General features: G+C 39.6%; 2 protein-coding genes. One reads left to right on the top strand and one right to left on the bottom strand.

All coding sequences use genetic code 11. The features are described from left to right. Positions 1–729: alpha/beta hydrolase (locus tag VXQ92_RS18960; RefSeq protein WP_416682841.1), on the top strand; the 729-nt coding region annotated here is incomplete at its 5' end. A 41-nt stretch (positions 730–770) separates the two neighbouring features. Here the strand turns inward: VXQ92_RS18960 and VXQ92_RS18955 are convergent. Next, positions 771–1,246 (bottom strand): glutamate synthase-related protein (locus VXQ92_RS18955; protein WP_416682840.1); only part of this gene is annotated, 476 nt, incomplete at its 5' end.

Below are 1,246 nucleotides of genomic sequence, written 5' to 3'. Positions count from 1 at the left end.
TATCAGCCCATTATTCGCGAAATACTTGAACAAGGCTTTAGTGTTATTACCTACGACTTACCTGGTCATGGTTTGAGTAATGGTTCACCTGCAAGTATTCAAAATTTTGACCATTATCAACAAGTTCTGATGGCGGTTTATCAATATGTCAAACATGCTGATCAATTACCGAAACCATGGGTAGGTATTGGTCAAAGTACGGGTGGGGCAATCTGGATGCATCACTTGCTTGAGTATGCAGAAAAAAGACAAGACCCGATCGTCGATAGGGTTTTATTGCTTTCTCCATTAATTCGACCTGCTAAAACAGCATGGTGGCATAATCCGGTAGGTCTAGGCATTATTCGTCGTATTAAGCGTCAAGTGCCTCGACACTTTAGACGGAATAACCATAATCCTGAATTTTTAAGATTTATTCGTTTAAAAGATCCATTGCAGCCACGCATGATGGGCATGGACTGGATTTTGGCAATGTCAAAATGGATGCAGGAAATGGAAGAGCGACCTGCTTGCCGTATTCCTGTCTGGCTTGCACAAGGGGCATTAGATCAAACAGTAGACTGGCGTTACAACATCGAGTTTATTCGCCGTAAGTTTAGGCTTCAAACCTTATTGATGCTAGAAGAGGGTTCTCATCAATTAATTAACGAACGTGCAGATATTCGTGCGGCTTTAACAGGTTTAATTCCAGCCTTTTTGCATGCAAAGCCGAAACATTTTTATTATTAAAGTTTGAAGCTGCCTCTATAGGCAGCTCCAGTTTTAACTATTTAAAAATTATTGGCGTCAGCCATATTCCACATACGATAATAGAAATTATCATCATCATTTTTCAGTTCAGATTGTAAAAGCTCACCTTCTTTTAAGAAGAAGTGTAATTGAGCATAGTTTTTAATTTCACGGTCATTAATCCGTTGAGCTAAATGATGAGCTTTAATATCCGATGGATGACGTAAACCTGCCGCAGCAATCATTTCTGATAATGCATGTAATGTATTTTTGTGGAAATTAAATACACGTTCTGCTTTGGTTGGTACATGGAGTGCTTTTTGGCGATCTTTATCTTGGGTTGCAACACCTACAGGACATTGGTTTGTATGGCAGCTTTGCGCTTGAATACATCCAACTGCAAACATAAAACCACGTGCTGAGTTCACCCAATCTGCACCGAGAGCAAATGTGCTGGCAATATCAAATGCACTAATAATTTTACCGCTTGCACCAATTTTAACTTGATCTCTTAGGC

The sequence above is a fragment of the Acinetobacter sp. 228 genome, assembly GCF_048147885.1.
The sequence above is the reverse complement of the archived record's forward strand: the minus strand, read 5'-3'. Positions and strand labels throughout refer to the sequence as shown.